This is a genomic window from Streptomyces muensis (genome assembly GCF_021474425.1).
GTDB lineage: Bacteria > Actinomycetota > Actinomycetes > Streptomycetales > Streptomycetaceae > Streptomyces > Streptomyces muensis.
Window position 1 is genome coordinate 1 of sequence record NZ_JAKEIP010000122.1, and the last position, 25,279, is coordinate 25,279.

At 68.9% G+C, this 25,279-nt stretch carries 17 protein-coding genes and 7 pseudogenes; 13 read left to right on the top strand and 11 right to left on the bottom strand.

Annotation, left to right across the window (positions count from 1 at the left end; translation table 11 throughout):
• Positions 1-172 precede the first annotated feature (172 nt).
• A complete protein-coding gene (locus L0P92_RS25790; RefSeq protein ID WP_234765378.1) occupies positions 173-1,540 on the bottom strand; it encodes an MFS transporter in 1,368 nt (455 codons plus the stop codon).
• Between the two features lie 801 nt (positions 1,541-2,341).
• Here L0P92_RS25790 and L0P92_RS25795 point away from each other — a divergent pair.
• The 3 genes and pseudogenes from L0P92_RS25795 to L0P92_RS25805 all read left to right on the top strand — a co-directional run bounded on the left by L0P92_RS25795 (position 2,342) and on the right by L0P92_RS25805 (position 5,027).
• Positions 2,342-3,787 (top strand): NF041680 family putative transposase, encoded by a 1,446-nt coding sequence (locus tag L0P92_RS25795; RefSeq protein ID WP_308289759.1) that lies wholly within the window; start codon positions 2,342-2,344, stop codon positions 3,785-3,787.
• A 564-nt stretch (positions 3,788-4,351) separates the two neighbouring features.
• Positions 4,352-4,531: pseudogene (locus tag L0P92_RS25800) on the top strand (ABC transporter ATP-binding protein); the annotation flags it as partial.
• Positions 4,532-4,691: 160 nt separating this feature from the next.
• On the top strand, positions 4,692-5,027 hold the full coding sequence (locus L0P92_RS25805) for a hypothetical protein (protein WP_234765380.1): 336 nt from the start codon (positions 4,692-4,694) through the stop codon (positions 5,025-5,027).
• Positions 5,028-5,060: 33 nt separating this feature from the next.
• Here L0P92_RS25805 and L0P92_RS25810 read toward each other — a convergent pair.
• Positions 5,061-5,464, bottom strand: a pseudogene (locus L0P92_RS25810) (transposase); the annotation flags it as partial.
• 182 nt (positions 5,465-5,646) lie between these two features.
• Here L0P92_RS25810 and L0P92_RS25815 point away from each other — a divergent pair.
• The 3 genes from L0P92_RS25815 (at position 5,647) to L0P92_RS25825 (ending at position 9,817) form a co-directional block, all read left to right on the top strand.
• Entirely contained in the window at positions 5,647-6,342 is a 696-nt protein-coding gene (locus tag L0P92_RS25815) for a TetR/AcrR family transcriptional regulator (RefSeq protein ID WP_372497335.1), read from the top strand.
• 156 nt (positions 6,343-6,498) lie between these two features.
• Positions 6,499-8,097, top strand: coding sequence for an MDR family MFS transporter (locus tag L0P92_RS25820; RefSeq protein ID WP_234765394.1), 1,599 nt, complete (start codon positions 6,499-6,501; stop codon positions 8,095-8,097).
• A gap of 43 nt (positions 8,098-8,140) precedes the next feature.
• Positions 8,141-9,817 carry a CocE/NonD family hydrolase gene (locus L0P92_RS25825; RefSeq protein ID WP_234765382.1) on the top strand — a complete coding sequence of 559 codons (1,677 nt, stop codon included), beginning with the start codon at positions 8,141-8,143 and terminating at the stop codon, positions 9,815-9,817.
• A gap of 243 nt (positions 9,818-10,060) precedes the next feature.
• Here the strand turns inward: L0P92_RS25825 and L0P92_RS45870 are convergent.
• Positions 10,061-10,309: pseudogene (locus L0P92_RS45870) on the bottom strand (IS701 family transposase); the annotation flags it as partial.
• Entirely contained in the window at positions 10,242-10,784 is a 543-nt protein-coding gene (locus L0P92_RS25830; protein ID WP_234765383.1) for a helix-turn-helix domain-containing protein, read from the bottom strand. The pseudogene L0P92_RS45870 and the gene L0P92_RS25830, both read right to left, overlap by 68 nt.
• A gap of 536 nt (positions 10,785-11,320) precedes the next feature.
• Here L0P92_RS25830 and L0P92_RS25835 point away from each other — a divergent pair.
• Entirely contained in the window at positions 11,321-11,872 is a 552-nt protein-coding gene (locus L0P92_RS25835; RefSeq protein WP_234765384.1) for an OsmC family protein, read from the top strand.
• A gap of 168 nt (positions 11,873-12,040) precedes the next feature.
• Entirely contained in the window at positions 12,041-13,153 is a 1,113-nt protein-coding gene (locus L0P92_RS25840; protein WP_234765385.1) for an NADH:flavin oxidoreductase/NADH oxidase, read from the top strand.
• A 467-nt stretch (positions 13,154-13,620) separates the two neighbouring features.
• Here L0P92_RS25840 and L0P92_RS25845 read toward each other — a convergent pair.
• Together L0P92_RS25845 and L0P92_RS25850 are read right to left on the bottom strand one after the other, a co-directional pair.
• A pseudogene (locus L0P92_RS25845) lies at positions 13,621-14,031 on the bottom strand (right-handed parallel beta-helix repeat-containing protein); the annotation flags it as partial.
• Positions 14,032-14,109: 78 nt separating this feature from the next.
• Positions 14,110-14,532: a MarR family winged helix-turn-helix transcriptional regulator gene (locus tag L0P92_RS25850; RefSeq protein WP_234765386.1), complete on the bottom strand. Its 423-nt coding sequence runs from the start codon at positions 14,530-14,532 to the stop codon at positions 14,110-14,112.
• A gap of 86 nt (positions 14,533-14,618) precedes the next feature.
• Between L0P92_RS25850 and L0P92_RS25855 the strand changes: the two genes are divergently transcribed.
• The 4 genes and pseudogenes from L0P92_RS25855 to L0P92_RS25870 form a co-directional block, all read left to right on the top strand.
• Complete coding sequence (locus L0P92_RS25855) at positions 14,619-16,133, top strand: MFS transporter (protein WP_234765387.1); 1,515 nt, start codon at positions 14,619-14,621, stop codon at positions 16,131-16,133.
• Between the two features lie 208 nt (positions 16,134-16,341).
• A complete protein-coding gene (locus tag L0P92_RS25860; protein ID WP_234765388.1) occupies positions 16,342-17,556 on the top strand; it encodes an MFS transporter in 1,215 nt (404 codons plus the stop codon).
• A 41-nt stretch (positions 17,557-17,597) separates the two neighbouring features.
• Positions 17,598-18,353: a dienelactone hydrolase family protein gene (locus L0P92_RS25865; RefSeq protein ID WP_234765389.1), complete on the top strand. Its 756-nt coding sequence runs from the start codon at positions 17,598-17,600 to the stop codon at positions 18,351-18,353.
• A gap of 64 nt (positions 18,354-18,417) precedes the next feature.
• Positions 18,418-18,586, top strand: a pseudogene (locus tag L0P92_RS25870) (fumarylacetoacetate hydrolase family protein); the annotation flags it as partial.
• Positions 18,587-18,608: 22 nt separating this feature from the next.
• Here L0P92_RS25870 and L0P92_RS25875 read toward each other — a convergent pair.
• Positions 18,609-18,776: pseudogene (locus tag L0P92_RS25875) on the bottom strand (IS256 family transposase); the annotation flags it as partial.
• A 367-nt stretch (positions 18,777-19,143) separates the two neighbouring features.
• Here L0P92_RS25875 and L0P92_RS25880 point away from each other — a divergent pair.
• A pseudogene (locus tag L0P92_RS25880) lies at positions 19,144-19,511 on the top strand (IS3-like element ISMyma3 family transposase); the annotation flags it as partial.
• A 276-nt stretch (positions 19,512-19,787) separates the two neighbouring features.
• Here L0P92_RS25880 and L0P92_RS25885 read toward each other — a convergent pair.
• The 4 genes from L0P92_RS25885 to L0P92_RS25900 form a co-directional block, all read right to left on the bottom strand.
• On the bottom strand, positions 19,788-22,442 hold the full coding sequence (locus L0P92_RS25885) for a non-ribosomal peptide synthetase (RefSeq protein WP_234765390.1): 2,655 nt from the start codon (positions 22,440-22,442) through the stop codon (positions 19,788-19,790).
• A 95-nt stretch (positions 22,443-22,537) separates the two neighbouring features.
• Positions 22,538-23,362, bottom strand: a complete 825-nt coding sequence (locus tag L0P92_RS25890) for an SDR family oxidoreductase (protein WP_234765391.1) — start codon at positions 23,360-23,362, stop codon at positions 22,538-22,540.
• A 34-nt stretch (positions 23,363-23,396) separates the two neighbouring features.
• A complete protein-coding gene (locus tag L0P92_RS25895) occupies positions 23,397-24,107 on the bottom strand; it encodes a thioesterase II family protein (RefSeq protein WP_234765392.1) in 711 nt (236 codons plus the stop codon).
• Positions 24,094-25,254, bottom strand: a complete 1,161-nt coding sequence (locus L0P92_RS25900) for an LLM class F420-dependent oxidoreductase (protein ID WP_234765393.1) — start codon at positions 25,252-25,254, stop codon at positions 24,094-24,096. Before L0P92_RS25900 ends, L0P92_RS25895 begins: the two co-directional genes overlap by 14 nt.
• Between the last annotated feature and the right edge of the window lie 25 nt (positions 25,255-25,279).

Sequence of the window (25,279 nt, forward strand, 5' to 3'; positions counted from 1 at the left end):
GGGCGGCCACCGGTGGGGGTGCCGCCGCATGCGCCTGGGTAATTGGTTTTAGGGGGGGCGGTATTTATTTTTATCGCACACGATTGGGATTGGTGTCGTCTCCTTTTGTTGTGGGGGGGGGTTGGGGGGGGGGGAGTGGATGGAGAGAGGGGGAGGTTGAGCGCCTGGAGCCTCAGGCATTCGAGGCGTTCGCGCCCGCCGTGGCCGGGATGGGGGCCGTGGCCGGGCTGCCGGTCCGGCCCATCCGCTGAGTGAGGGGCACAAGGGCGATCGCCACGGCACCCACGAGCCCGGCCAGGGCAAAGGCGGTGAAGCCCCAGCTCTGGTTGCCGTTCGTGGCGAGCACGCCGATCAGCCAGGGGCCGACGACGGCTCCCGTGCGGCCTATTCCGGTGACCCAGCCAAGGCCGGTGGCCCGCTCGCTGCCGCGGTACACGGTGTTGGTGGCGGCGTAGACCATGACCTGCGCGCTGAACAGCCAGACGCCGGTGAGGGCGACGACGACGTACGTCGCACCGAGCGGGAGGTGGTTGCTGAGAAGAAGGGCCCCGGCGGCGGTCAGCACGAACCAGATCGCCGACACCCGCACGGCGCCGAACTTGTCGGCGGTACGGCCCGCGATCAGCAGACCGACGATGCCACCCGCGTTGATCACCATGAGGAAGCTGACCGAGGAGGACACGCCGTAGCCCTCGGCACGCATCATCTGCGGCAGCCAGGTGCTCACGCCGTAAACGAGGAGCAGGCCGCAGAAGGAGGCCAGCCAGAGGAGGGGCGTGGCCCAGCGCGATTCCGGGCGGAAGAGTTCGCGTACGGCGGCCAGGCGGCCCGCCGCACCGGCGGCCGGGGCCGCGACGGCGGTGGGCCGGGGGAGGCCATAGCGGTCGGCGACGGCGTCGGCCTTCTCGGCCTCACCGCGCGCCAGCAGCACGCCGGGCGACTCCGGCAGCAGCTTCAGCAGGAGCGGTACGGCGATGACAGCTGGGAGCACTCCGGCCCAGAACACCCAGCGCCAGCCGGCGGCCGGGGCCAGGGTCAGCCCGAGTCCGGTCGCCGCCATGCCGCCGAAGTGGTACGAGGTCATGAGCAGGCCAGTGGTGAGGGCGGCCCGGCGGGGCGGCGCGAATTCCATGACCATGGCCAGGCACAGCGGCATCAGTCCGCCGAGACCGAGGCCGGCGACGAAGCGGCCGAGGCCGAACAGGGCGACGTCACCGGCCACGGCGCAGAGAGCCGAGCCGGCTGAGAACAGGGTCACGCTGGCCACGAGCATCAGCCGCCGGCCCAGCCAGTCGGTGAGATTTCCGGCTGTGAGCGCGCCGATGAGCATGCCGAACGTGGTCCAGCTGCCGATGGTGCCCGCGTCGGCCGGGGTCAGCCCGAACCCGGAGTCGTCGAGCATGTGCGGCATGACGGCGCCGTAGATGTTGACGTCCATCCCGTCGAAGAAGACGGCCAGCCAGCACAGGGCGAGGACGGGGAACACGGTGCGGAACGTATGCGGGGAACGGTGGCCGGGGGACGCGGGGGAGCGTTTCATCTTCGTCCTTGGTGTTGCGATGGGTCCTTGTCGAGCACAGGTCCAGCAGGTTGTTCGTCTGGTGAAAAAGGATTCACCATCTTGCATGCGATGAGTGTCGGGTCGGGACGGATGAGTGTCAATGGATGGGAGTTACTCTTCTGGTGGTCCCTTCTGGCGTGATCTGTTCACGCCAGCTCCTTGGTGGACGAAGCCCTCCAGCTCTTGCCCCCTCCACGCCGGGAGCGGCGTGGTCATCTCGCCTCGCTGGGACCCGCCGAAGGATCAGGGAATGGCGTCTTCGGGTGCGCCTGCGAGGGGCCCGGGGCAAGCTCGCGATTTTTTGATGTCTCGGAGCACCACGAAGCCGTCGGCCCGTCCGGGTCCTCGCGCTGGAAGCGTGCCGCAATGCCCGCCGCCAGGGGCTGAGTGGACGAGCGCGATCTCGCCCCCGGACGCTGAGAGCGCCGTGCCGCCCGACCCGTCCGGCAAGTGCCCCGGTATGACTACTTCGGCTCACCGCGGTGCCGTCTGAATTGTCTGCTCCGCCGTCCTCGCAGCGCGGCGCCTGTCTGCCCGTGAGAAGAGGGACTCAGAGCACACCACAAACCGCCCAATTCGTCCAGAGTCGGGTTGCTCCTCTCCGCGGGCAGGTGATGGGATCGCTCCAGCCTCCCTGTGTCAGCTTGTTCTTTATCTTCCGGCCTCGAACGGTGTCTCGTACTGAGTCGCTCACCTGAGGGTTTGCCGGACGTGGGGGCGGCCTTCGTCTGATCCTGTGCTCCGACCAAGGTGCACGTGACCAAGACGAAGGCCGTGAGGGTGAGTCTGCTGCCTGAGGTTGTGCGGAGGGATGCGTTCGCGGAAGCGTCACGCTTCCGGGGCGAGTTCTACGAGTGTCTGACCGCTCGGCGCGACGAGTTGTTCGAGCTGACGGATGCGGTGCTGTGTGCAGACGGGGCGGTGAAGTCCCCGGTGGACCTGACGCTCCTGCCCGAGCATCGGCGTGGGCACGGAGCGATGTACGGAGGCCTGAACCGCGGCCGGATCGATGTCGGCCGGGTGCGGACGGTGCTAGCTGGGTTGTCGCTGCCGCGGTTCGACGGCGGGCGTCTGGTCCTGGCCGTCGATGTGTCGCCATGGCTTCGTTCGGACGCGCCGTGCTCGGCCGAGCGGCTGTTCTGCCATGTCTATGGCCGGGCGAAGACGGCGTCGCAGTTCATCCCGGGCTGGCCCTACTCCTTCGTCGCCGTCCTGGAGCCGGGTGCCACCTCTTGGACAGCGATCCTGGACGCGGTCCGGCCAGGACCGGTGGACGACGCCACTGCGGTCACCGCCGCCCAGCTGCGGGGAGTCGTTGAACGGCTCATCGCCGCGGGTCAGTGGCGGGCCGGGAACCCGGACATCGTGATCGTCAGCGATGCCGGCTACGACGTCACCCGCCTGGCCTGGGTCCTACGCGATCTGCCGGTCGAGCTGGTCGGCCGGGTCCGCTCCGACCGCGTCATGAGACTGCCGAAGCCGCCTCATGTCTACGACCCGAAGGGCGGCCGGCCGCCAAAGCACGGCCCGGAATTCCGCTTTGCCAAGCCGGAGACCTGGCCCGAGCCCACGATCACCACGGTCACCGCCACTACCAACTACGGCAAGGCCGAGACGCAGGCATGGGACCGGGTCCACCCAAGGCTCACCCACCGCTCCTCATGGCTCGACCATGATGGTGAACTGCCCTTGGTGGAAGGCACGTTGATCCGGTTGCAGGTCGAGCATCTGTCGAAGGACCGTGATGCCCCGCCGGTGTGGTTGTGGTCCTCCAAGACCGGCGTCACTCCGGACGACGTGGACCGTTTCTGGCAGGCATTTCTCCGCCGCTTCGACCTGGAGCACACCTTCCGCTTCGCGAAGCACACCCTCGGCTGGACCACTCCGAAGCTCCGTACTCCCGAGGCGGCGGACCGCTGGACCTGGATCCTGATCGTCGCTCACACTCAGCTCCGGCTCGCCCGGCCCCTCGCCGAGGACCTCCGCCGGCCCTGGGAGAAACCCACCACTTCCGACCGGCTCACCCCTGCCCGGGTCCGCCGGGGGTTCAGGAAAATCCGCGCTCACCTCGCCTGCCCGACCCGTGTTCCCAAACCTCGAGGCGCCGGCCCAGGACGGCCACCTGGCGCCAGGAACAAACACCGGGCACCCCGATATGACGTCGGCAAGACCGTCAAGCGCCCCGAGACCCTCAAGGCCATCGGCAAGCCTGGCAGGTCCTGGTAGATAAAAAACAAGCACAGAGCCTGTTTCTGAACCCCCGCCTGCGCCCCGACGCCCGGCACACACCCTCGCCGCACGGCGCCGCAGGACAGGTGGCTCCGCCACATGACCTGCAACGCCGCACACCGAGGGCACGCACCGAACGCCGCGGCGCATGCCTTCGTCGAGGTCGAACTGGGAGAGCTGGAGACCGGGGCGAAGTTGCTCACGTCGCCCGATGACGCGGGGTGCCGTCGGGGTCTCCCGTCAGGTCGGCGACCTCGGCTGAACATTGCGGGGAGCCGCCCTGATTCACTGTGGCCGCCAGACCTGCCGGGGCAGTGCCTTTCCTGAATCGTCCCGCGGACCGGGCCGGTGAGGGGTGTCCGACGGAGAAGTGCGTCACATGGCTCTGCGCTGCGGTGACGGGTGCTGAGTATCAGTGTGCGCGCAGCCGCGGCAGCTGGATGGGCGAATGGCCGACGGGTTGCTGTGTGCCTCCCGGCCTGATGAGCGAGGAGGGCACCCTGCCCGGTGGGTGAAGGTGGCATGGCAGCTTCACTCGTCAACGTCAGAAGTGCGACCGCCGTGAGTAGCGTTCTGGTCGGCTATGGCCTCGTGGAGACGTACGGTTCCACCGCAGCTCTCGCCGACGTCGATGTTGAGGTCGGAGAGCGGGACTCGCCGGCCACCATGGGAACTTCGGGATCCGGCAAGTCCACGCTGCTTCACACCCTGGTCGGCATCGTGCGGCGAGACGGCGGACAGTTTCCGCAACAGGTGCTGTCCGGTGCCTAGTGCGGTGACCGCATACGTTCGCCAGGTCGGAGACTCCCGGGATCACGAGTAGTGTGGCCGGCTCGGGGAACCTGAGCGGTCACCGCACTACCCTGGTTCCGGAATGACGCGGACGGAGGTGTGGACACAGATGGGCAAGCCCGATCCGCACATCCACGTAGAGCAGAAGGTGGTGCAGGCCGCCTCGGACGTCCGCAATCTGATCGTGTCGACGTTGGGCCGCGTGCCCGACGCACCGAGCGTCGTCACCACTGGTTGCGGACACCAGGTGCCGTATGCAATGACCTCTGCCCGTCCGGAAAGTGTCACGTGCCTCGCCTGCCGGGAACATGCGCACCGGGAGTACCTGCGCTTCGCCGACCAGGTCGAGAGCCTTAGCCGGATGCCCGGTATGACCATCACCGGTGACCAGGCGGCCATGGCCGTGGCACGGCTCCGGGGCCTCGCGAAGAGGTTCTCTGCCTGAGGTGCTGTGAACGCATCGGTTCGCCGGGTTGGATCAAGCCGCGGTTTTCAGAGGGGCGCACGCCCCGCGGATGCCCTTCTCGCTGCGGATGCGGGCGCGTTCTTTGCGTTCGCGGCCAGGACGTCGCGGTGGCGGGCGTTGGCGTTGCGCCAGCGCAGATGGGCATGCAGGGCCCGGGTCTGCCCGGTGTGGCTGGGGTGGTTGGAGTTGGCGATGGTGAACTGCCTCAGCGGCCCGAAGCGCACCTCGATCGGGTTCGCCCACGAGGCGCAGGTCGGAGTCAAGCACAGCTCGACCTTGTTCTTCTTCGCCCAGGGGCGGATGTCGCTGCCCTTGTGGGCCGACAGGTTGTCCATGATCACGTAGATGGGTGCGCCGTCCGGGCGGGCGGCGCGGATCGACTTCAGCGCGGCCAGCGTGTTCGCGGCACCTGTCCGGCAGTTGCCCGGCACGCCGAGAGCACGCACCGAACGCCGCTCCTTCTTCCACGGATATCCACCAGAAGCCCCCTGACCCTCCCAGCTCACTTACGGCAGCTTCGGCCATCATCGGCAATGTCTCGCGCGACCACCAATCGCACGCACTCTCCCAACTTGCAGAGTCTGCATTTTTGCATAGTATGCAAGATATGGCACGGAAGAGCACGGCAGAGGGCGGGCTGCGGGAGCGCAAGAAGCGAGCTACACGGGATGCCCTCGTCGAAGCGGCGGTACGGCTGGCGGCGGAGCATGGGGCGGAGCGCGTCACTGTCGAAGCGATCAGTGACGCGGCGGGGGTGTCTACGCGCACGTTCTTCAACTACTTCGATTCCCGTGATGATGCCTTTGTCATGATCGGTGCGGAGGCGAATGCTCGCGTCCGGCAAGCGGTGCTCGCGGCCCCGCCCGGCCTGTCCCCGCTTCAGGTGCTGCGTGATGCCATCGCGGCGGAGCTGGCGGAGGTCGAGGAGCGGCACGAGCTGTGGAGCTTGCATGCCATGGTGCTGCGCACATCGCCGCGTCTTCTCGTACGCGCACTCGGCGTGCACACGGCCGACGAACGCGAGCTGGCCGAAGTGCTTGCCGAGCGCATTGATGTCGGCTCGCGTTCCTCGGATCGTGCGACGCCTTCCGCATCCGAAGATGAGAGGCGGAACCCGACCCCGCGCCTGTACCCGCGCCTTCTGGCGGCCGTGGGCGTCACTGCTGTGCGCGTCGCCGTCGAGCACTGGTGCGAACGACCGGACGGCGTCGCCTTCGGGGACGTCTTCCACGACGTGTTCGAGCATCTCGCCGCCGGGCTGCCGGCGCCGGCTGAAGAGACCGGACGGAACTGAGCAGGCTGCCCGAATCGCGCCACTTATCCGGCTCGGCTACTTGCTCCTGTCATGTCGCAGTACAGCCCGCTTTGGCACGTACACGTACTACCACCCGATCCTGAGAGAGACCTCGTGACCGCATCATCGGTGCCGGAGCAGGCGCCACCCACCTCCATGTCCAACCGGCAAATACTCCAGGCGATGTCCGGGCTGATGGCCGGCATGTTCGTCGCCATCCTGGCCGGAACGGTGGTGTCCAACGCTCTGCCCCGGATCATCGCCGACCTGGGAGCCAGCCAGTCCTCCTACACCTGGGTCGTGACTGCTGAGCTGCTGGCCATGACGGCGACCGTGCCGCTGTGGGGCAAGCTGTCCGACCTCTACAACCAGAAGCTGCTGCTGCAGCTCTCGCTCGGCATGTTCGTGGTCGGCTCACTGCTGGCCGGGTTCTCCCACGATGTGGGTCTGCTGATCTTCAGCCGGGTGGCCCAGGGCGTCGGCGCGGGCGGCCTCACCGCACTGGCGCAGGTCGTGATGGCGGCCATCATCCCGCCCCGCCGGCTGGGCAGGTACTCCGGTATCTTCGGCGCCGTCTTCGCCGTCGGCACCGTCGCCGGCCCGCTGATCGGCGGCGTTCTTGTGGACACCTCCTGGCTTGGCTGGCGCTGGTGCTTCTTCATCGGCGTCCCCTTCGCCCTGGCGGCCATCGTGCTGCTGCAGCGCACCTTGAAGCTGCCCACCGTCCGCCGCCGCGAAGTCAAGATCGACTTCCTGGGTGCGTCCCTGATCGTCACGGGCATCTGCGCACTGCTCATCTGGGTCTCGCTGGCAGGCAACGAGTTCGACTGGGCCTCCTGGCAGACCGCAGCCCTGACCAGCACCGGCGTGGTATTGCTGGCCGCCGCGGTCTTCGTCGAGTCACGCGTCAGCGAGCCCATCATCCCGCTGGACATCTTCCGCAACCGCACCATCACCCTGACCACCGTCGCCAGCCTGCTGGTCGGCGTGGCCATGTTCGGCGGCACCGTCTTCCTTTCGCAGTACTTCCAGGTCTCCCTGGGCAAGTCCGCGACGATCGCCGGCCTGATGAGCCTGCCCATGATCATGGGCCTGCTGGTCTCCTCCACCATCGCCGGGCAGCTCATCAGCGCGAGGGGCAAGTGGAAGGTGTACCTCGTCGCGGGCGCCGCCATCATGACCGCGGGGCTCGGACTGCTGTCCACCATCGGAGCCGACACTCACTTCGGGCTGCTCAGCATCTACATGGCAGTCCTCGGCATCGGCGTCGGCATGCTGATGCAGAACCTGGTACTGGCCGCGCAGAACGACGTCCCCGCCGCCGAACTGGGTGCCGCCACCTCGGTACTGTCCTTCTTCCGCAGCATGGGCGGCACCATAGGCACCAGCGTCCTCGGCGCGATCCTCGCCAACCGTGTCACGGACGAGATCACCAAGAGCCTGAAGGAAGCCGGCACCCCGCCCGGGGCCGGCCAGAGCGCCGGACACGGCGTCCCGGACATGAGCACCCTGCCGGCACCCATGCGCGACATCGTCGAGAACGCCTACGGTGTCGCCACCGCCGACCTTTTCCTCATCGCCACCCCCTTCGCGGCGCTCGCCCTCCTGGCCGTACTGTTCATCAAGGAAAAGCCCCTGAAGACCACCAGCGGGATGGAACGACTCGCTGAAGAGAGGGGTGACCCCGCGGAGGAGCTGAACCGGCTGGCCGGTGACGACGCCAAGGCCGGAACCGGTCGAACGCTCGCCGACTGACCGAACGGCTCCGAGAACCGATATGTCGAACGGAGAAGCCCCCATGCCCATGGCCGCCAGGCCGCTGCCTTCAGGCGCGACCCTCTTCAGCTCGGTTGTGAGCAGGGCCTTGGATCTGCCTCCCAAGCGCAACAAGGTCGTCGTCACCCGTGGGGTGCGCATTCCCATGGCTGACGGCACCATCCTGCTCGCCGACCACTACGCCCCCGTCACCCGTGAGCCGCGCCCGACCATCCTGGTGCGCTGCCCGTACGGCCGGGGGATCGGTCAGGTTCAGTTGATGGCTCTGCCCTACGCGGAACGCGGGTACCACGTCCTGCTGCAAAGCTGCCGTGGCACCTTCGGCTCCGGCGGCGTGTTCGAGCCGGGGCTCGGCGAAGCGGAGGACGGCCAGGCCACCGTGGTCTGGCTGAGGACCCAGGACTGGTTCGACGGCCGTCTGGCGACGTTCGGCGGGAGCTATCTCTCGTTCGTCCAGTGGGCACTGGCCACCGACCCTCCGCCGGAGCTCAAGGCGATGGTCGCCCAGGTGAGCTTCCACGACTTCGCCCAGGGGGGTTACGAGCAGGGTCCCTTCAACCTGCTCGATCTCCTGATGTGGAGTGACAGCATCTCCAACCAGGAAAGTGTCGGAGCACTGACGGGCTTGCTGCGGACGATGCGTGGTCGGCGCAGGCTCGGACCGTTCATGGACCGGCTGCCACTCAAGGGGATGGCCGACCACCTCAGCGGCAAGGGCGCCCCCTGGTTCGACGACTGGGTGACCCATCCCGATGTCCAAGATGCCTTTTGGGATCGTCGCCGGCACGGTGAGGCACTGCAGCGCCTCACCGTGCCGGTGCTGCTGACCGGTGGCTTCCAGGACCTTTTCCTCCAGCAGACGCTCGAGCAGTACCGGACGCTGCAGGACCGAGGCGTACCCGTTGCCCTGACACTCGGACCGTGGACCCACACCAACGCAAGCCAACGGACGATTTTGCATGAGGCTCTGGCCTGGCTCGACGCGCACGTCGCCGGCGATGGCCCCACGCCGCGCAAGCAGCCGGTGCGCGTACAGATCGGCGGCACCAAGGAGTGGCGAGAACTGGCGCAGTGGCCACCTGCCGGCACCACCGAGCAGCAGTGGTACCTGCAGGAGGGCACGGAACTCACCACGACCCCGCCCGGGGAGCTTTCCGCCGAACCGGCCACCGGGTCCACAGGCCTGCACTACGACCCGGCCGATCCGACACCCGCGGTGGGCGGCCGGTTCATGTCGCCTGGTGGCGGCCAACGGGACAACTCGGCACTCGAACAGCGCCACGACGTGATCACTTTCACCAGCCGGCCACTCACCCGGGCCATCGAGGTCATGGGTGCGCCCACGGTTGAACTGGAGCTCAGCTCCGACAATCCCTACGCTGATATCTTCGCACGGTTGTGCGACGTCGACGCCAAGGGCCGGTCCCGCAACATCACCGATCAGATAGTGCGCCTGGCTCCGGACGGCACAGGACCCAAGGACGTACGCACCGTGCGCATCGTCCTCGACGACACCGCGCACCGCTTCCTCCCGGGCCACCGCATCCGCCTTCAGATCTCCGGCGGAGCGCATCCGCGCTTCGCCCGAAACCCCGGCACGCCGGAGCCCGTGGCGACTGCCACCAAGACCGCATCGGTCAATCACCGCATTCACCACACGGCCTCGCACCCCTCCCGACTCACGCTGCCCATCACCTGAACGCCGACGCACCCCCGGGACATCGAGGCGCCGGTCGAGACCCCAGGCCGGTTGGTCTGGGCGCTCGACCGCAAAGGCGCCTACACGAGACCGCTCTGCGGCGAGCGGGGCCAGGGGCGGTTGCCGGTGACGTTCGCGGAAAGCAGGGGGGCAGGTGCTTGGCGGTGGCATCCTCCTCGAGGCTCAGAAGCCGTAGTCCTTCTGGCCTTGGGAGCTGTAGCTCGTTGAATCCGGCAGTAGAGATCAAGTCCGTGTCCGGTGGTGACTGCGTCGATCCGGGCCTGGAGCTCGGAGGGTGGGCCCTTGCCCGTCCATGCTCACCACCACCGGTTGAGGATGATGGCGGGGGTAGGCCAGGAACGGATGGCGTGGAAGGCCCTGGGCCAGCAAGGCTGTTGGGGCTGGTGGGGATTGGCTGATCCCCCTATGGCCGGTCGTCGGGGGCGTTCGCGTCGATGATGGACAGCGCCATGGTGCGCTCGCGCTCGATGGCATCCGAGCCGGGTTGGATGGAGCTGTGATCAGCGCGCCGTCGTAAATTATCGCGATCTGGTCGGAGACCTCGGTCGCGTCGGCACAGTCGGCTTTCTCGAGCCTGTGTCGGATCGTGGACAGCACGCCCCGCTGGTGGGTACGCGCCCATCGCCTCGCCGGTAGATCCCGCTTGGGTATTTCCGTCCAGGCCATCACGAACCCACACCCCGGCGGGCGGATTTACGGCCGTGCTCGACAGAAGGTCGAAAAACCTACCCGATCTTGACCGGTAGGGACGTGTCACCCCCTCGATTCGCTGGAATCGACCGCTCGTGACGTTGTCCTGTCGCTCTGGACAGCCGTCTGCAAGATCGTTCTTGCTTTTGAAGGTGGAATAAGAGGCGGCTTTGGCGACGTCGGCGCGTTCAACCAGCGCCGTGACGCCGATGGCGTGGATTCCCTCGTCGGCGAAGAGATCGGCGGCGGCCCGCACTCACTCCCGAGCCCGCGCGCGGCCGTGGCTCCGGAGTGCCCGGAAACTGAGTTGCCATCTCACTCTTTGCGACACTTCGCGGTTCAACGTTTGACGCGGACAGACCGGTCTGTCTACAGTCGTTGGCGGCTCCTTCTCGTGAAGGGGCGACTACTCGAGTCCTTCCTGTGGAGAACAACTAATCGACAAGCGTGGAGAGTTCGGAGATGCGCTACCACGATGAGCGATGAGGCGGCTTACAACAGGCCGCGGTCGCGGCGGCCGTGATGATCAGTGCCGCGCTGCGAGCCGACGGCTTGTTCACTCATGGCTGGACGGCCATGAAGGTCATGGACAACGCCAGAGCGAGCCACCAGAGGGATGCGCGCCCAGCCCGCAGCAGATGGCTTGGGCCGCGGTGAGCGCCCCATTCGGTTGCCGCACGCTCAGGACCGCCCAGCGGCGCACCCGCATGTCTCGCACCGAGTGGTGCACGCGAGGGCGCTGGCCCATGTCAATTCCACATCACCCAAACCTCGCTGAAGGGACCAATACTCATGTCCGTGATCAATGAGATCGACGTCCAAGCTCTGCAGGACACCACGGCCGCTGTCCGAGCAAACCCCGCGCTCGCCCAGGCCACCGTCTCCGTCGACGGGTCGTGGCAGGGTGGCTGCCGACTCGCCGCACAGACAGGCGCGACGACCCAGGGCGGTGTGCGGGACGAGTCGCGCGTCGCGAAGTTCGAGATGAGCAGTGACGAACCCGCCAGGTTGCTGGGGACCGACACCGCGGTCTCCCCCGGGGAGTACCTGCTGCAGGCGCTTGCCGGCTGCTACACCGCCACGCTCGCCGCCCTCGCCGCCGCTCAGGACATCGAGCTCAAGAGTGTCCGGCTGGAGCTCGAAGGTGATGTCGACTTCCGAGGCTTCCTCGGCACCGACGCCTCGGTCCGTCCGGGCCTTCAGCAGGTGCGTGTCCGCCTTGACGTCGAAGCCCCGGACGCCGGCCGTGAGCAGCTTGAGGAGCTCGTCGCCCTCGTCGAGCAGCGCTCGCCCATCCGCGACACCCTGATCCGCCCCGTCGACGTGGTCACGACGTTGGCCTGAACGCAGCGACTGACCATGGATTGGGCCGCGGTTCGCGGTTCCGCCCGCCCATCGGCCGACACGGTCGAGGAGCAGCGGGCCCAGCCATCGGCGAGCACATGTCGAGTGCTGCGCGTGCAGACGGCGCCCAGCCCAGCCAACCCCCGACTCCGAGGAGAAGTACCTCTAGTGAGTGCCCTGTTCACCCCTCTGACCCTGCGGTCACTCGAGATCCCCAACCGGGTCTGGATGTCCCCCATGTGTATGTACTCCGCGGCCCCGGACGGGCCGGAGGCTGGGGTGCCGACCGACTTCCATCTCGCCCACCTGGCCGCCCGGGCCGCCGGTGGGGCGGGGCTGGTGATGGCTGAGGCCACCGGTGTACGGCCGGATGGACGCATCAGTCCCTGGGACCTGGGCCTGTGGAACGGTCGGCAGCAGGAGGCGTTCGCCCGCGTCGCCGAAGCCATCCGTGCCCACGGGGCGGTCCCGGCGTTCCAGCTCGCGCATGCCGGCCGCAAGGCCTCTGTGGACAAACCATGGCTCACCGACGGCCCTCTGGCCCTCGCCGAAGGAGGCTGGCATGCGGTCGCCCCCAGCCCGGAACCGTACGCCGGTCTTCCCGCCCCACACGAGCTCACCGTTGAGGAGATCCAGCAGCTCGTAGGGGACTTCGCGGCTTCCGCCGAGCGCGCCCTGGCGGCAGGGTTCCAGATGATCGAGATGCTTGGTGCCCACGGCTTCCTGATCCACTCCTTCCTCTCCCCGGCCTCCAACCACCGCACCGACTCCTACGGCGGCAGCTTCGAGAACCGTCTGCGCTTCCCGCTGGAGGTCGTCGATGCGGTCCGCGCGGTCTGGCCCGACGACCTGCCGGTCTCCTTCCGCGTGTCCGCCACCGACTGGCTGACCGAGAACCCCGAGGACGACCGCGAGGGTTGGACCGGTGACGACACCGTTCGTCTCGCCAAGGAACTCCAGGCGCACGGCGTCGACCTGCTGGACGTGTCCAGCGGCGGTCTGGTCCGCGACGCCAAGATCCCCGTTCAGCCCAACTACCAGCTTCCGTTCGCCGTCCAGGCCGGTTCGGCGACCGGCATCCCGACGGGAGCCGTCGGGCTGATCACCGACCCGCACCAGGCGGAGGAGATCGTCGCCACCGAGCAGGCCGACGCCGTCCTGCTCGGCCGTGAACTGCTCCGCAACCCCTATTGGCCTCAGCACGCTGCCCTGGAACTCGGCGCCGAGCCTCGTTGGCCGGACCAGTACGGCTACGCCGTGCGACGGCGCGGCAAGCGCTGAGGCAACCACCGTTCACGGTTCAGGAGTGCAACGCTGCTGAGACGCTCACATGGTTGACCGGTTGATCGCCGAATCCATTCGTCGCTGAGATCGGTCAACTCCGCCCACGGCACTCATGTCGGCTCCCAACTCACCTGTATGGCCCAGGGATTCGATGGCGGAGAAGGACGGCGCGCGTCGCTTGACCAGATTCGAGGGACCAGGCCGTCACGACAGGGGAGCGGGGTGACCGGGCGGAACGCTGCGGGCGTTGGTGTGGTTGCCGCAGGGGGCACGGCACCCGCCCCGAGCCGTGCCGGCACGACTGGGCAGTGTTCGAGCCCGACCCGTGAGCACGTGAGGTGCTGCCCAGGCCGGGGCGGCCCATCCAACTACTCGGATGGGCCGCCCCGGGCTTCGCCGATCGTGGCACCTCGTCTGCGGCAGCGCTCACCGTGTTGCCGCAGCCTGGAGGTTGGCGAGATCGCCTACGGCGTTGCCCGAGTGGCGCCGAAGGCCACCACGAGGCGTTCGTCCGAGGCGAAGGACCACGTCAGCGCGCCGGCGTACGAGGAGCAGCGGCTCCCGTTGGAGCCCGTCCAGAACTGGTTGGAGCTGTCGGAGTTGCCGACGATCCTGTCGTTCGCCCCGCTGCCGCCACGGCAGGACGTGTTGCTGCGAAACACGGAACTGCCGGCGTCGAAGGAGTAGTTGCGTTCCTCGTTGTCGATGCTGAGGTTCTCCGAGATCGTCATCGTGCCGGGGTTCCTGTTGTAGGTGAAGCCGTGTTTGCCGTTGTCGTAGGCGATGTTGCGCCGGATGACGTGGTTGACGCCGATGTCCTCGCCGCCGAGCTTGAAACCGTTGCGATCGCCGTTTCCGGCTTGGCCGCCGTTGCTGCTACGAACGCGCCCGGCCCGGCGAGCTGGTCCGCATCGACGTCAATGCCCAAGTGACTCCGATGCCGTGCTGACCGCTCAGCGATCGGCCTGGGGTGTGCTCTCGCCGGGCATAACGGCCAGCTGTTGCTGGAGGACGGTGAGTTGCACGGGCAGTGCCTCGCGGTGGCGCGCCCGGCCGACGGCGGTAAGGATCACCCGGACCCGACGCCGGTCCGTACTGCATTCCTTTCGGGTGATGAGCCCGTCCCGAGCCAGGCGGGCGACCAGCCGGGACACGGCGCTCTGGCTGAGGTGAACGAGGCCGGCCAGTTCGTGTACGTAAAGACCGCGATCGTCGCCCGAATCGTTCTGGGTCAGGACATCGAGCACTTCGAAGTCGCTCGCGCCGAGCCCGAACCGCTGAAGTTCCCGGTCGAGGCTGCTGAAGGTGTGCGCGTGCAGAGCGAGCAGTTCCCGCCACTGGCGCATGAGCCGCTGCTCATCGGATACGCCGGTCATGGTGTGAAGCTACCAGATCTCGGCAGCTCCATGCATGGGCGGGATTTTACTATTCGGTGAGTGTGCATGCATGTAATCTCCTCGGCATGCTCTCCTCGCACCCTCGTACCACCGAACCAAGGACCGCTTGGAGCCGACGGCAGTGGGGGACACTGCTGGTGCTGTGCGCCGCGATGTTCCTCGACTCCTTGGACACCTCCATGGTCGGTGTGGCGTTGCCGTCCATCGGCACCGACCTGCACCTGTCGACCGCGTCCCTGCAATGGGTGGTGAGCGGCTACGTCCTCGGATACGGCGGCCTGCTCCTGCTCGGCGGACGGGCCGCCGACCTGCTGGGCCGCCGCCGAGTCTTCCTCGTCGCCCTCGCGGTTTTCGCCGCCGCCTCTGTACTGGGCGGTCTCGTCGACTCCGGCGGACTGCTCATCGCCTCCCGGTTCGTCAAGGGGCTGAGCGCCGCCTTCACCGCGCCCGCAGGTCTGTCCATCATCACCACCAGCTTCACCGAAGGCCCCGCCCGCAACAGGGCGCTGGCCATCTACGCCGCATGTGCGGCCAGTGGCTTCTCCACGGGGTTGGTGGTGTCGGGCCTGCTCACCGAGGTGAACTGGCGGTGGACGATGCTCCTTCCCGGGCCCATCGCCCTCCTGGCGCTTCTCGCCGGGCTGCGGCTGATCCCCAACAGCCCGCGCGGGAACGGCCGAAGCGACGGGTACGACCTGCCGGGCGCGGTGACCGGCACGGCGGCCATGCTGCTCCTCGTCCTCACCGTCGTCCAGGCACCCACGGTCGGCTGGGCTTCCACCCGTACCCTGCTCTGCCTGGCCCTGGTCGCGGCGCTGCTGACACTGTTCGTGGTCATCGAGCGCCGCAGCGCGCACCCCCTGATCCGGCTGGGCGTACTGCGTTCGGCGAACCAGATCCGCGCCCACCTGGGCGGCGTGGCCTTCTTCGGCTCCTACGTCGGCTTCCAGTTCCTGGCCACCCAGTACATGCAGTACCTGCTCGGCTGGTCGGCTCTCCAGACCGCGCTGGCCTTCCTGCCGGCCGGGGCGCTGGTGACCGTCGCCTCCACCCGGATCGGCCCGGTCATCGACCGCTTCGGCACCCTCCGGGTGATCGCGGTCGGCTTCACCGCCCTCGCCCTGTGCTACGTCCTCTTCCTCCGCGCCGACCTCACTCCCCGATACGCGGCGGTCGTACTGCCCTCGATGCTCCTGCTCGGCCTGGCCTGCACGCTGACCTTCCCTTCCCTCAACATCCAGGCCACCAACGGGGTGGACGAGAAGGAACAGGGCATGGTCTCCGGACTGCTCAACAGCTCGTTCCAGATCGGCGGCGCGGTCGTCCTCGCGGTGGTCACGGCCGCGATCACCGCGAGCCGGCACAGCCGCGCAGGCTCACCCCAGCAGATCCTCGAAAGCTACCGATCCGGGCTGGCCGTCGTCGTCCTCGTCGCCCTGGCCGGCCTCCTGGTGACACTGACCGGTCTGCGCAGCGACCCACGGCGGCACAGGACAGCCCTGGTCGCGGCCGACGAGCCCGCGACAACGGCGTCGGTGCACGGCGGCGCCAGGACCGACGCGCCCAGGGGCGGCGCCTAGCACCCCGCGTGACGTCGACTGCGCGTCGGCTGTGGGGGCCGGATGCCGTGGTGCTTCAGCACCGCCTGGTGACAACCGGCAGTCACCTCAGACTCACCAACGCGCACCGGGGCCGCGGGAAGAACCGCGACTCCTGCCGGTCAACGAGACCTGGCCACAACGCCCACTGGCCCAACTCCCGCATCCCCGCTCCCGAACGAGGCCCACCATGAAGCGCAGCATCGGAACCAGTAGTGGCACATCGCGCGATCCCGCCTCCGGCGAGGCCGCCCCCACACGCTGGCGCCGACCCGTCACGGTTCTCGCCCTCGGCTCATTCGCCATGGGCACCGACTCCTTCATCCTGGCCGGCATCCTGCCCCAGATCTCACAGGGACTGAACATCACCGCCGGCGCCGCCGGCCAGACGATCACCGCGTTCGCCCTCGCCTACGGCCTGGCCGCCCCCTTCCTGGCCGCCTTCACCAGCAGGCTGCCGCGCAAACCCCTCATGGTGTGCGCCCTGGTCCTGTTCGTGCTGGCCAACCTCGCTTCCGCCGCCGCGCCCGATCTCTCCCTGCTGCTCACCGCCCGCATCCTCGCCGGCCTCGGGGCGGCCCTGTACACGCCCAGTGCGTCTGCAGCCGCGGCGGCCCTGGCCGGCCCCGCCCACCGCGGCCGAGCCATGTCGATCATCCTCGGCGGCCTGACCCTCGGCACCGTCTTCGGTGTTCCCATCGGCATCACCATCGGCCAGCACATCTCCTGGAGGGCCGGACTCGCCTTCGTCGCCGCTGTCGGCGCCACCGCGCTGCTCGGGATGCTCGCGGTCCTGCCCGCGCTGCCCGTCCCGCCGGCGATTCCCCTGGCCCGGCGCTTCACCGTCCTCGCCGACCGTCGTGTCGTGGCCGTCGTCGTCTTCATTCTGCTGATCAGCGCCTCGAACATGATCTTCTACACCTACGCCGCCGACATCCTCGGGCAGATCGCTCACATCACAGGCGGCACTCTGACCATGGCGCTGCTCGCGTGGGGTGTGGGTGGCGTGATCGGTTCCTTCGGCAGCGGCCACCTCACCGACCGCTGGGGACCCGAACGAACCCTCTCCGTTGTCCTCTGCGTCCTCATCGTCGGCCTGGCCGTCCTCACGCTCGCCACCTCGCTCCCCGCGGTGATCAGCGTGATGACCCTCTACGGCGCAGCGGCATGGTCATTCGCCACCCCCAACAACCACCGCCTCACCGCCTTGACACCCACCCTGCCCGGCGTGGTCATCTCCTTCAACTCGTCCGGCATCTACCTCGGCCAGGCCTTCGGAGCCGGGCTCGGAGGCATCCTCCTCAGCCATGGCCTCGGTGCGCGGACCCTCTGCTTCTTCAGCGCCGGAGTCGCCCTGACCGCAGCTGTGGTCCACCTGTTCATCGGCCGGCCTGTCACGTCCTGAGGACCGCCCGGCAACCACACGAGAAACAGAAAGAAGCACCCATGACCACCGTGCACGGAACATCCACCGACATTGCCACCCAGGACGGCACGGCAGACGCCTACCTCGCCCGCCCTGACGACAACCTGCCCCATCCCGCAGTGCTGTTCTACACGGATGCCTTCGGGCTGCGCCCCCACGTGCAGCGGATGGCCGACCGCCTCGCCAGGGCCGGTTACACCGTCCTGGTCCCCAACGTCTTCTACCGCCACGGGCGGGCACCCGTCGTCGAACTGCCCGACTTCATCGACCTCTCCCGGCGCCCGGAGATCTTCCAGCAGGTACGACCGCTCATGCAGGCGCTGACTCCCGAACTGGCGATGCGCGACGCCGAGGCCTATCTGCGCCGGCTCGCCGACTGCCCACACACGACAGGCGGACCGGTCGGTATCACCGGCTACTGCATGGGCGCCGGCCTCGCCCTGCGCACCGCCGGAACCTACCCGCACCAGGTCGCCGCCGCGGCCGGTTTCCACGGCGGGAACCTGGCAACTGACACGGCAGACAGCCCGCACCTGCTGGCCGACCGCGTCACCGCCGAGGTGTACTTCGGCCACGCGGACCAGGACCACGCACTGCCCACCGAGCAAATCGACCGCCTCGAAAAGGCGCTCACCGCGGCAGGCGTCCGCCACCACAGCGAGGTCTACACCGGCGCACACCATGGCTACACCCAGGCCGACACCGATGCCTACCACCCCGAAGCGGCAGAACGCCACTGGACAGCGCTGCTGGCCCTGCTGGACAGCACGCTGTGAAGCGCCTGCGCCTGACGACGGCTCACCGACACCATGGACAGCCCTCACCTCCGAGCCGGCCGCCGAGACGAAAGTCGGTATCGGCCCCTGCAAGGGTAAGGACAGCGCCACCACGCTGGGTCCGTACCTGGTCACTGCCGACGAGCTGGAGAACTGTCGGGACGCCGACGGGGTTCCTGCGCCTGGCGCTGACGCCCGAGATCAACGGCGCGGTCGTTGGCAAGGATTTGCTGGTGGGCGGGAGGCCGTCCCCGCCTGCTCGTCGCTGACCTGGCCGTATTCGGCGTTGCAGAGGGTGTCGGCTTCCGCCGCCATGAGCGCATCGGCGAACGTCTTGACCATCGCGCGCAGCAGAGCCGGACTCGCTGTGGCGAGGGTGTCTTCGGCGAGGGCGTGCGGGGGCACACTGTCGGGTGCGGTCATCGTGCTGATCTCCTTCGAGGCTTCGGCACTTCGAAGATCAGCCGGCGGCCGTTCATCCATGCGGGCACCATCCTGATGCCGGAACAAACCCCCGGATCAGGGCGAACCCGTACACCACTTCCCTGGACGCAACCGAGCTGCCGAGCCGATTTGGGGTGCGGTCGCAGCAGAGGCCGTGGAGATCTACCGCACGCTTGTAACTGTGGCACCCGCAGGGTTCATCTTCGATGCTGCGTAGCGTGTTGAGATTGCAGGTGGCGGTACTCTGAACCGCTCCGGGTCTGATGGAGGCTCGATTCCCTGAGAGGATCGAGTCACGGCACGTCCGTCCCTCTACCCTCCCGAGCTTCGTGAGCGTGCGGTGCGCATGGTTGCGGAGGTTCGTCCGAACTACCCCACCGAGTGGGCCGCGATGAAGGCGGTCGCCGCGAAGCTGGGCATCGGTGCGGCGGAGACGGTGCGGACCTGGGTCCGCAAAGCGCAGGTGGACACCGGCGAGCGGCCCGGTACCACCTCCGAGGAAGCCGCGGAGATCAAGCGTCTGCGGGCCGAGAACGCCGAACTGCGGCGGGCTGACGAGATCTTGAAGGCGGCGTCGGCTTTCTTCGCGGCCGAGCTCGACCGGCCGTCGAAGCGCTCGTAGCGTTCATCGACGAGTTCAAGAAGGTGTTCGGCGTCGAGCCGAACTGCCGTGTGCTCTCCGGGCACGGGCTGGAGATCGCAACGAGCACCTGGCCAGGGAGACCTGCCCCGGCTGCGGCATGACCTGCGAGCACCAGGACTTGCCCCGGGTGACGGTCGACGCCGATGACCCGGGGCTCGACGACGACCGGGTGGCACGGTTCTTCTGGTACCACACGAGCACGCAACCGGACTGGCTGCCCATTCATCAGGCCAGTCAGTTGTCGGAACTCTGTCGGATCGGTGGCCGTGCACGGAGCACAGGATGGTAAGTCGCCTGGCACAGCAAACCATTGCGCCTGCTCGTCGGGGCCCTGCTCCTCGGTGGGTTCAGCCGTCCGAGGTGGCCAGGCCCCTGACCGTGCCGCGGATGGTCGGATGGCGGTACAGCTCCCGTAGCCGTAGCGACGGCAGGCCCTGCGCGCGGAGTGCGGCGCCGATGCGGACTGCGAACAGGGAGTTGCCGCCCAGCTCGAAGAAGTCGTCGTCCAGGCCGACGGGCGTGCCGAGCACCTCGCTCCAGACCTGCCGTAGCCGCTCGGTGAGCTCGTCCTCGGCCGTGACGGGCGCGGCGTCCCGAGTCGGCGCGGTGGGAGTCGCGGGTGCGAGGAGCCGGGCCGTGTCGAGTTTGCCGTTGGCTGTCAGCGGCAGGGTGTCCAGGGCAGTCACCGTGGTGGGGAGCATGTAGTCGGGGAGGATGCCCGCGGCCCGCTTGCGGACTGTCACCGGATCGCCGCCGGAGAGGACCACGTAAGCGTCGATCCTGGCGGTGGCCGCGTCGTCCGGGGCGTCGCGCCGCACCACCACGGCCGCCGCCCGGACATCGGGGTCTTCCAGCAGCACTGAGCGGATCTCGTCCAGTTCGATCCGGAAGCCGCGGATCTTGACCTGGCTGTCGATGCGTCCGAGGTGTTCGAGGCGGCCGTCCGGGCGCAGGCGTCCCAGGTCGCCGCTGCGGTACATGGTGCCGCCGGTGTAGGGGTCCGGGACGAAGCGCCGGGCGGTCAGCTCTTCCTGGCCGAGGTAGCCGAGCGCGACCCCGGCGCCGCCGACGCAGATCTCGCCCGCCACACCGGGCGGCTGGAGCCGCCCGGACGGGTCGGTCACATACAGGTGCCAGCCGGGCAGTGCCCGTCCGACGGAGCGGGTGGCGGCGAGTGCCAGTCGCCGGGTGAGGGTCTGCTCGGTGACGTGGACCGTCGTCTCCGTGATGCCGAACATGTTCACCATCCGGCAGACCGACTCGGGGTGCCGGTCGAACCAGGGCAGCAGCATGCGCGCGTCGAGCGGTTCGCCGCCGAAGACGACCATCCGGACCGAGAGCTGGGTGTGGTCGACGTCCAGCAGCTGGGCGAAGGCCGACGGGGTCTGGCTGAGCACGGTGACTTTCTCGGCCACGAGCAGGTCGCGGAAGCGGTCGGGTTCGCGGGAGACGAAGTACGGCACCACGACCAGCCGCCCGCCGGTCAGCAGGCACCCCCAGATCTCCCACACCGAGAAGTCGAAGGCGCTGGAGTGGAACCAGGTCCACACGTCGTCGGTGCCGAAGCCGTACTCCTCGCGGGTCGCGTCGATGAGGGCGATCACGTTGCGGTGCGGCACCTCGACGCCCTTGGGGCGGCCGGTGGAGCCGGACGTGTAGATGACGTAGGCGGCGGAGTCGGGCGCGGTGGCCGTCGGCGGAACCGGGGCGTGGGCCAACTGCTGGTCAGCGTTCAGCAGTTCCTCCGGGGCGGCGGGCTCGCAGCCCGCGACGTCCGGGAACTCCGGTAGCCGGGTGATCACCACCCGCAGTCCCGCGTCCTGTGCCGTGTGGGCGATGCGGTCCGCCGGGTAGGCCGGATCGACGGGTACGTAGGTAGCGCCGGCCTTCAGTACGGCGAGCAGGGTGACGACGAGTTCGGCGGTGCGTTCCAGGCAGACGCCCACGCGGTCGCCGGGCGTGACGCCGCGCTCGCGCAGGCCGTGGGCCAGCCGAGTCGACCGCTCGTCCATCTCGCCGTAGGTGAGATGGGCGGCGCCGTCGGTCACGGCGATGCGCTCCGGTGCCGCCCTCGCGATCCGCGCGAACGCCTCGGGCACGGTCACCGGGGTGGTGACCAGCGGGCGGGACGGGCGGCCGAGTGCCGCCACACGGTCGCGTTCGGCTTCGTCGAGCAGATCGATGTCGTCGATGGCGGTGCCGGGCTCGGTGAGGATCATCCGGTGCACCCGCACCAGGTACCGGGTGAACTGCGCGGCGATCTCGGTGGAAATGTGGGTGCTGAGGTGGTCGCAGCGCAGCTGCCAGCCGTCGGCGTCCTTGAAGACCGACAGGGTGAGCGGGAACGGCGGTGCGAGGCAGGGCGCGTACGCGCCGGGGAGTTCCGCGTCGTCGAAGAGCAGACCGGCGAGTGCGGGTCCCTCCGCCGGGCAGGGCTTCAGCTCACCGAGCGTGACGGCCTCCGGCACGGTGAAGGCGCCGTGGTCGGTGCCGATGACCGGCGCGGTCTCTGGGTCGTGGCGGCGTAGGGTCACGGCGAGGGCGGCGAGCCAGCTTGCCTCGTCGCCGCCGTCGTCGAGGGCGAAGAGGTGCGGGAGGGCGGGGCCTTCGTCAGCCAGGCCCCAGGCGGGTGCGGGTATGGATGCTGTGGGTGTGAGCGCTGTGGCGGCGGGGCGGCCCGCTTCCGGACCGACGGACTGACCGGCCTCCGGCTCGACGGACTCGCCGACTGTCAGCCGCCCGAGAGCCGCACGGTCCCACTGGTCCCGCGCGGCCACGATGACCAGATCGCAGGTGTCGTCGGCGTAGCGCAGCAGCACCCTGCGCAGTCCCTCGGTCGGTCGGGCGAGTTCGCCCGCGCGCCGGCGCTCGGCGAGCGGGTGCGTCGCCGGCACGGGTACGTCCTCGATCCACAGTCCCGGAGGGGCCGTCGGATGCGGCGAGCGGTTTGAGCGGATGCGGAGCGCGTGGCAGCGGGCCGCGGGGTGGAGGGGGCCTGACACGGTCGTACTCCTTGTCGACGCGGGGAGTTGTTCCGGGGATTCCGGAGAGGTTGTCCGGGGGAGTCGTTCGGGAAGGGCGGATGCGGGGCGTGAGCTCAGCGGATGCTGAAACCACCGTCCACGGTCAGGACCGAGCCGGTGATCTGACGCGACTCGTCCGAGGCGAGGAAGACCACCGCGGCGGCGACGTCCTCGGGCTCGATCAGCGCGTTCATCGGCTGCGCCTCGACGAAGGTCTTCTCGTGTTCGTGCACCGGCACTTCGAGCGCCCTGGCGATCTCGGCGAGCATGCGGCCCTCGGCCTGCGCGTCGTCGCGCACTGACCCGGGACAGACCGCGTTCACGCGCACCTTCGTCGGCGCGTAGTCGAGCGCCGCCGCCTTGGTCAGTCCGACGACGGCGTGTTTGGCGGCGACGTACCCGGCGAAGTGCCGGTAGCCCACGAGACCCGCGGTGGAGGCGACGTTGACGATGCTGCCGGCGCGCCGGGTGCTCATCGCCTTGCCGACCTCGCGGATCACCCGCCAGGCGCCGGAGAGGTCCACGTCGATCATCAGGGACCACTCCTCCTCGTCGATCTCGTGCACCGGCTTGCCCGAGGGCGCGGCGATGCCCGCGTTGTTGACGGCGACGTCGATCCGGCCGAACCGGTCCTCGGCCCGGGTCACCGCCTCCCGTACGGCTCGCAGGTCACGGATGTCGGCCGGGGCGGTGAGGACCGCCGCGCCCGCCTCCCGGCACAGCGCGGCCGTGTGCTCCAACTGCCCCATGGTGCCCAGCGGGTAGGGCACACCGGGCAGGTCGGCGCAGATGTCCAGCAGCGTGAGATCGGCGCCCTCGGCGGCACAGGCGAGCGCGGTGGCTCTGCCGAGTCCGCGGGCGGCGCCGGTGACGAGGACCGACTTGCCGTGCAGACGCATCGGGAACTCCTTGGTGATCGAGTGGGTGGGGTGTCTACAGCACGGTCGAGACGATCAGCCGGACCAGCGCGGGCGCGGCGTCGGTGAGGTACATGTGACCCCCGGGGACTTCGACGTGCTCGAAGTCCCGGCCCGCGACCTTGCTCCAGGACTCGGCGTCGTCGTAGCCGACGAGGTCGTCGTCCTCGCCCCGGACGACCGTGAGCGGGGCGTCCAGCGGGAGGCCGGTGGAGGGCGTGTAGTTCTCGTGCATCTCGACGTCCGCGCGCAGGGCGGGCAGGATCATCTCGCGCATCTCCGGGTCGTCCAGCGCGGGATGGTGGTAGCCGGCGAACTCGCCGACCTGGGCGAGGAACTCCTCGTCCGACAGACCGGTGGCCCGCCGCTCGCGCCCCCGAGCCGGCTCCGGCGAACCGCTGACGAACAGGTGGACCAGCTCGACGCCGGGCTCGACGACCAGCCGGTGGGCGAGTTCGTAGGCGAGCACCGCACCGAGGCTGTGGCCGAACAGGGCCACCCTGCCGCCCTCCTGGCCAAGCCGCGCCCGCAGCTCGGCAAGGAGACCGTCGACGGCCTGGTACACGTCCCGGTACGGCTCCTCGTCGATCAGCCGTTCGCGGCCGGGCAGTTGCAGGGGCACGATCTCCACCGCGTCCCCGGCCAGCGCCGACCAGGGTCGGTAGAAGGAGGCGCCCGCCCCGGCGTACGGCAGGCAGATCAGCTTGGTCGTGTCATGCGTGGTCATGGGTGCGGGTCTCTCCTTGTGAGTGGGGTACTTCGTGCGCGCCTTGTGGGCGAGGAATTCCGGGGCGCGGGTCGGACGCGAGCAGCCCGGCGAGTTCCGCCGCCTCGACGGCGATGCGCAGCGCCCCGGCGGCACGGTCCGGGCCGGGCAGCCCGGGGCCGACCGGCATGACGTTGAGCGTGGTGGCGCCGGCCTCGGCGAACGCCGTCATCCGCTCGGCGATCCGCTCCCGCGGCCCGAGCAGTGAGGTGGCGTCGAGGAATTCGAGCGGTACGGCGGCCATGGCACCCGGGTAGTCACCGGCCAGGAACCGCTCCTGGACGGCACGGGCCTCGGCTCCGAAGCCCATGCGCTCGGCCAGCTGGGTGTAGTGGTTGTCCTCCCGCCCGCCCATGCCGCCCAGGTACAGCGCGGCGTACCCACGCACCCGGCGTGCGCAGGCCCGCCAGTCGGCTCCGGTCACCAGCGGCACGCCGGGGGCGATGTCGAACCCGTCGAGGGTGCGCCCCGACTTGGCGAGGCCGGCCTTGAGCGGCTCCAACTGCCGGGCGGCGTGGGCGGGGGAGAAGAAGACCGGGAGCCAGCCGTCGGCGATCTCCCCGGCCAGTTCGAGGTTCCCCGGGCCGAGCGCGGCGAGGTAGACCGGGATCCGCTCACGCGGTGGCCGGATGGTGAGGGCGAGTGCCTTTCCGGGGCCGTCCGGCAGCGGCAGCGTGAAGTGGCGGCCCGCGTACTCCAGGGGCTCTCGGCGCAGTGCCCGGCGTACGAGGTCGACGTATTCCCGGGTACGCCCCAGTGGCGAGCCGAATCTGACGCCGTGCCAGCCCTCCGAGACCTGCGGGCCGGACACGCCGAGCCCGAGTCGGAGCCGTCCGCCGGACAGGGTGTCGAGGGTGGCGGCGGTCATCGCCGTCATGGCGGGCGAGCGGGCCGGGATCTGAAGGACCGCGCTGCCGATGTCGATGCGGGAGGTGCGGGAGGCGATCCAGGACAGCAGGGATACGGCGTCGGATCCGTAGGCCTCCGACACCCACACCGCCGAGTAGCCGAGATCCTCGGCCAGGGAGGCGAGCGGGAGGTTGGAGGCGTCGTTGCCGCCGACCCAGTAGCCGAGGTTGAGGCCGAGGCGCAGGGTGGGGACGGTCATGGGGGCTCCTGTGCGGGGCGGGCGC